Source organism: Methylobacterium sp. J-043 (assembly GCF_022829505.1).
GTDB lineage: Bacteria > Pseudomonadota > Alphaproteobacteria > Rhizobiales > Beijerinckiaceae > Methylobacterium > Methylobacterium extorquens_A.
Genome location: NZ_JAKSYB010000024.1, coordinates 1 through 5531, shown reverse-complemented (window position 1 = coordinate 5531; position 5531 = coordinate 1). Strand labels below are relative to the sequence as shown.

Here is a 5531-nt window from a genome sequence, read left to right as displayed (position 1 = left end):
CCTGGTCACCCTTCAGACCGCCGTACTCGGAACGCCAGCGGTAGTACGTGACCTCGGTCACCTCGATGGACCGGATTGCTTCAGACACCTTGCGGCCCTGCCAGACCAGAACATCCACTTGGCGCAGCTTGGCAACGATCTTTTCAGCCCTAGGCTTCCGCCGTCCCAGGAAACCTCCTCCACATGGCTCGAAGCCATACCTCAGGGAGGACCACTTTTCAGGAGGAAGGCCAGGCAACGGCAGCTACTTTCCCGGTTTCCTGGAGCCGCGCCAGATGGCCGAGAAGGCGCTGACGGCGGTGATCCAGGAGGCCTTACATCCAAGGCATCTCGACCCAGTCCGTCGATGACCTGGTGCATGCCATGGGCGGCACGGATGTGTCAAAGAGCCAGGTCTCGCAGTTTTGCCAGGAGATCGACGAGCGGGTCGGCGCGCTCCTCGACCGGCCCATCGAGGGCGAGTGGCCGCATCTCTGGATCGACGCGACCTACGTGAAGGTTCGTCAGGACGGCCGTATCGTCTCCGTCGCCGTGATCGTGGCGGTGGGCGTGAACTCCGACGGCCGGCGCGAGGTGCTCGGGATGGACGTGGGCCCGTCCGAGGCCGAGACGTTCTGGATCGACTTCCTGCGCAAACTCGCCCGGCGCGGCCTGCGCGGGGTCGAGCTCATGATCTCGGACGCCCACGAGGGCATCAAGGCGCCGGTGGCCAAGGTGATGAGCACCACGTGGCAGCGCTGCCGTGTCCACTTCATGCGCAATGCCCTGGCTCATGCCGGCCGGTCGGGCCGCCGCGTCGTCTCGGCCTTCATCGCCACCGCCTTCGCCCAGGAGGATGCCGAGGCCGCCCGGCAGCAGTGGCAGCGCGTCGCCGATCAACTCCGGCCCAAGGTGCCCAAGCTCGCCGCCCTGATGGACACCGCCGAGACCGACGTGCTGGCCTACATGAACTTCCCCCCCCGCCCACCGGATCAAGCTCCACAGCACCAACTCGCTCGAGCGCCTCAACGGCGAGATCAAGCGCCGGACCGAGGTGGTCAGTATCTTCCCCAACCAGGCGGCCATCACCCGCCTCGTCGGCGCGATCCTGCTCGAACAGAACGACGTGTATGGAATGTCCCCGCCTTGCAAGGGTTTTCAGACGATGACGACGGCTCCGGTGCTTGCAGTCGTGTATCCGGCCTCGTCACACGGCGATACGGCCGCAGGCCCTGATGGTTTTCGCGGATCGGCAGCCAGACAAATGGACGAGCTCATGAGGGCTCGCATCGTTCGAGGGCCTTTGCCGAACCCGGTCCGACCGGTTGGCCATTATCGCATATTACCCACGCAAGCCAGCGCCACCCGAAGGCTACGCCGGCCCTGTCACGCCGTTGCTGCCACGACAGACAGGCTGGCGATAGGTTTCGGCACGCGTGAGCATCGCCGACAGAGCCCGAACGCTTCAGGCTCGATCCGTTACACTATATCCTGGGACCGTACATCCTAGCGCGCAGAATCAATATGGCAGGCCGCTCAGCTTCAAACGCCAGCAGGTCGAAGCCTGTATGAGGTTCACCAAAACGGCCCCTGACCGTCAGTTGAGGGGCGTTTTCGAGATCGGCAGCCAGTTGCTCTGGAAGGCAAAGAAACGCTGACTGTACGCCACGCCCACGGTGCCGACCGTCGAACCATTTGGGCGCACCACCGTGATCGCCCCCGTACCCTGGTTCACCACCTCAATTTCACGTCCATCGTTCACATCCGTCGGGCTCGGCAATGTGATCGTGATGGCGGCCGACTGCGTCCCAATCACCTTGGCTCCCGCATAGCGATCGAGTGTCGCGCTTGCCGTCACTGCGAGCGCTCGAAGCCGGACAGCGGACATCTTGCCCATGTGGTCCATGGCAAATGTGTCTTCTCCAGCAACCCGCGCTTCGACCAACGGCATAGCGTAGTCGGTGCCGGCAGACTGGACGCTGAGCAACCCACCCAGATTGTCCTGGCCGAACGAAGCGGCACGCCACTTGGTCGTTTGCCCCCCCCAGCGGGCGGGGAATGCATAAGCCGCGGTCGGTTGCGCGGAGCCGTAGATCACGGCATCATTCCCGTAGGCCTCGACCACGCGCGAGTTGTTGACGGTGACGTTCAATTCGGTTCCGGCGCACGCGATGTCGTTCTTCCCGGGATCTCCGCAGTACAGGATGTCGTTGCTGAGCCAGAGCTTCGACGCCGGGTTGATGATCGCTCCAACACCGTTCATAGGCGTGCCCGTGGCCGACGATCTATCGACCCGATACCAGCCGTTGACGGTGAGCGTCTTGCTTGACGCATTGATCGCCGTAACTACGCCGCTGAACTTCGGAGCATGGAGAGTGTCGATCACCATGCCGAGCTTGATATTGGCATCAATAGAGAGGTTCGGACTGGCGATGGTATTCGCGGTATAGGTCGCATTGGCAGCCAGAACAGGCACTGAGTTCGGCGCCCTCATCGCCCGTGTCATTCCGGCATGGTCGCGCGAGGCGTGAGTGCTCAGTAGACCCGGCTGGGCTAACCAGTTCGGGATCCCGTAGACGAGACCGTTGGTTGAGAAGGTGTAGCCCGCTGCCGACGCATTGCCGCCGTAGGTGAAGGGCGCCAAGAGTGTGCCGCCCTCATAGGCGGTAACGGGGCCGTTTAGATTGACCCCATCGGTCGTGACGACGATCGATTTGACCAGCTGCTCGGTGACAGGATCGACGCTTGCGAGGAAGGTGAGCCCAGCTCCCGCCTGAAGCACTCCACCGACCTTGCCGCCGCTCTTAATCCGGATTAGCTCAGCGATGTTCAGCACTGCCATGGAGGCGGTGCCGCTGAAGCTCGGACTCGTCAAGGGCGCACGATCGGCGATGAGCCGAGACAGCGTACCCGATGCCGCAGACGAATCGGGGATGACGGTTGCGGTCGATAAGTCGCCCGTCGACCCGGTACCGAGGATGCACAGTCGATCCACGACAGGAGCATTAAAGCTGGGCGAGTTGAAGCGCTTGGCATCCTGCGCTCCGACCTGGGTCGAGATGAGCAGGAGGCAGAGAACCGACGCAATCCGGGGGATGAACATAGCCAAAAGCCTCAAGGTACGAAGTATATGATGATGCTGTTGGAAAAAGGCTCTCCAGACACGAGGTCATCTGGAGATGTCGGTAGCCTCCCACGACTCTCCCTGAGAGCCTCTCCGATAAGGGCGTTGACGGGGTTGAGTGGCCGGAATTGCAGAGATTCCAGGAGGGTGCTGAGACCAGACCTGGACCGTAATTACCCAGGCCTATGACGGCTGGGACTAGGCACCGACGGTTTTGAGGATGGTGCTGAAGGTGCTGCTGCCTGTTAGGCGTGCGGTATCGACGACGGTGCGGATGGCGGCCTCGCCCTCAGCGACCCACATCGCGCGGTAGCCGTTGGTCACCTTCCGCTGGACGACCGCTGGGCGCAGCAGCCGCTCGCTGCCGTTGTTCGTCGGTTCGACCGCGCCGGGATGGGTGAGGAAGACGAGGAGCTGATCGCGCGCCCGTCCGATCTTGGCCTGCAGGTCACAGGTCAGGTCGCAGCGGCTCGACATGGTGAGGATGGCTCCGAGCTGTCGATCCCAGGTCCGGCGCTTGGTGGCGAGCGTCGAGGTAGCGAGGTCGGTGACGCGCTCGGCCAGGGCGAATACCGTCTGCAACCAGAGCTGCAGCCGCCAGGGCACGGGGTCATCGCTGGTCTCGACGACGTAGGCGACGTCGCTGGCGAGATGGGCGAGGCAGGTCTGGTGCGCGGCGGCATGCCCCTGCTTGGCGGTGTAGCGGTCCGAGATCCACACCGCCGGCCGGTGCCTGTCCATCATCTCCCGCACCACGATGGCGCCCCGCGTCTGCGAGGCCGTGTGCACCACGGCGTCGGCCGCGCGGAACACCCAGTGATAAGCGTTGCTGCCCTCAATGCGCACGCCCGTCTGGTCCGAGGTGACCACCGCGGCCCAGCGTAGCGTCGAGACGGCGACCTCGCGACCGGAGCGGAAGTGGCCCTGCGCACGGCGGAGCAGGTTCATCAGCCCATCCTGGCTGAGCGTCAGGCCGAACAGGTCCGACAACGCCGCTTGCAACCGCTCGTAGGAGAGCGCCTGGAAGGTCTTAAGATACGTCGCCACCGCATGCAGCCGCGGGCCAAACGGCGTACCGCGCGCCGCCTCCGGCAGCTCGATCCGCTCGGAGACGCTGACGAACTCGGCGGGAAGATCTCCGTGCAGGGCGCCACGGCAGCACGAGCAGTGGCCGGGACGATGCTCGACCACCGCGTCGAGATCCTCGCTCATCACGCGGCTGTGGCCTTCGTGCCCTGGCTTGGCCCCGCCGGGTCTGGATTGCTCGCGCCGCTCTTTGCGGTCGGTCGCCGGTGGCTTCGAGGAGGTATGCGAGGTCTTGTCCGGACGCTGCAGCCGCAGCACCAGATCGATCAGTTCCTCGCGGCTCAAACGCTCAAGATCGCTGCGCCCCATCCCACCAGGGAATCAGCGAAACCCGACTCGCGCAAGGGCCTGGGTAATTACCCTGGACCTGCCGTGTGGACCTCGACCACCCGACGGCAGCATAGCCATGCGGGCCTACGCTATGAAACCGATCTGACAGATGCCGAGTGCTGGAGCGACCTCGAAGTGGTCGAGGCCAGGTTCCTCCTCGTACTACTGGTGGGCTGGTTCACACATCCAGCGTGCCCTGATCGTGCCAGCCAGGGCGCGACGTTCGGCACAGCAGGTTGGAGAGGTAGAATTTGCGTTCGCCCGTGGCGCGCCACTCGCGCACCAGCCAGACCTCTTCGCAAGCCAGATGGCGGTTGGTGGCCTAGACCGAGCCGTCGCCCACCCGCACGCGGGTCATGGCGAGCTGGACCGAGTGCGCAGCCTTCGTGCCCAAGCGGCATGTCACGCGCCGCCACGGCAGCGTGGCTAGAACTGCCTCGGCCCCCGTGGCTCCTGATTGGGCACAGCTTTGCCCGTCCGCCCGCCCGGCGGCCCGAGCCGCACGTCGGGATCGTAGATCTTCTGGTTCCTGGCGATGCCCACCGCCCGGGTCAGACCGCGCGCGTCGCGGGCCCGACGGAACGCGGCTCTACAGCCGTAATCGGAATCGGCTAAAACCACGCCGAAGCGAAGGCCCTGGGTCCGCAGTCGGTCGAGTTCGGTGAGAGTGATCGCGCCCTTGTTCTGCGGCACGGCCGCGGCCTCCGGCACATCAGCCAGCGCGGACCGCGCTTGGTCGGCCGTTCGCCCTGCGCCAAGGTAAGCGAGACCAGCGACTGGCAGTTGGCCTGCTTGCCGAGCGCGCTTCAGTACTGGCGCGTTACCCACGCCGAGCGGATGCCCTTCTTCGGCAACGCCGTGTCGTCGGTCACTAGAGCTGTTGCCGATCGCTGCGAGTCGGCTGGGGTTCCGCGACGCGACGTGATCTGATTCCCTGTGGTCCTCGACAGGAGGATCGATGGGGTCGCCGTTGTCATTGGATCTGCGTGAGCGCGTCGTGAAGGCCGTGTCC

Annotated in this window: 3 protein-coding genes and 3 pseudogenes; 2 read left to right on the top strand and 4 right to left on the bottom strand. The window is 64.6% G+C overall.

Going from position 1 to position 5531, the window contains the following annotated elements; all coding sequences use genetic code 11:
* The coding region (locus MKK50_RS01510) for a transposase (RefSeq protein ID WP_499019890.1) at nt 1-169 on the bottom strand (169 nt) is incomplete at its 3' end.
* Between the two features lie 70 nt (nt 170-239).
* Between MKK50_RS01510 and MKK50_RS01505 the strand changes: the two are divergent.
* Nucleotides 240-1117, top strand: a pseudogene (locus MKK50_RS01505) (IS256 family transposase); the annotation flags it as partial.
* 459 nt (nt 1118-1576) lie between these two features.
* On the opposite strand, the gene MKK50_RS01500 reads toward MKK50_RS01505, so the two are convergent.
* Together MKK50_RS01500 and tnpC are read right to left on the bottom strand one after the other, a co-directional pair.
* Nucleotides 1577-3082 carry a hypothetical protein gene (locus MKK50_RS01500; protein ID WP_499019888.1) on the bottom strand — a complete coding sequence of 502 codons (1506 nt, stop codon included), beginning with the start codon at nt 3080-3082 and terminating at the stop codon, nt 1577-1579.
* A 219-nt stretch (nt 3083-3301) separates the two neighbouring features.
* Nucleotides 3302-4498, bottom strand: a complete 1197-nt coding sequence (gene tnpC / locus MKK50_RS01495; RefSeq protein ID WP_499019885.1) for an IS66 family transposase — start codon at nt 4496-4498, stop codon at nt 3302-3304.
* Nucleotides 4499-4561: 63 nt separating this feature from the next.
* Here tnpC and MKK50_RS01490 point away from each other — a divergent pair.
* A pseudogene (locus MKK50_RS01490) lies at nt 4562-4654 on the top strand (IS5/IS1182 family transposase); the annotation flags it as partial.
* A 30-nt stretch (nt 4655-4684) separates the two neighbouring features.
* On the opposite strand, the pseudogene MKK50_RS01485 reads toward MKK50_RS01490, so the two are convergent.
* A pseudogene (locus tag MKK50_RS01485) lies at nt 4685-5406 on the bottom strand (transposase); the annotation flags it as partial.
* Nucleotides 5407-5531: the final 125 nt, after the last annotated feature.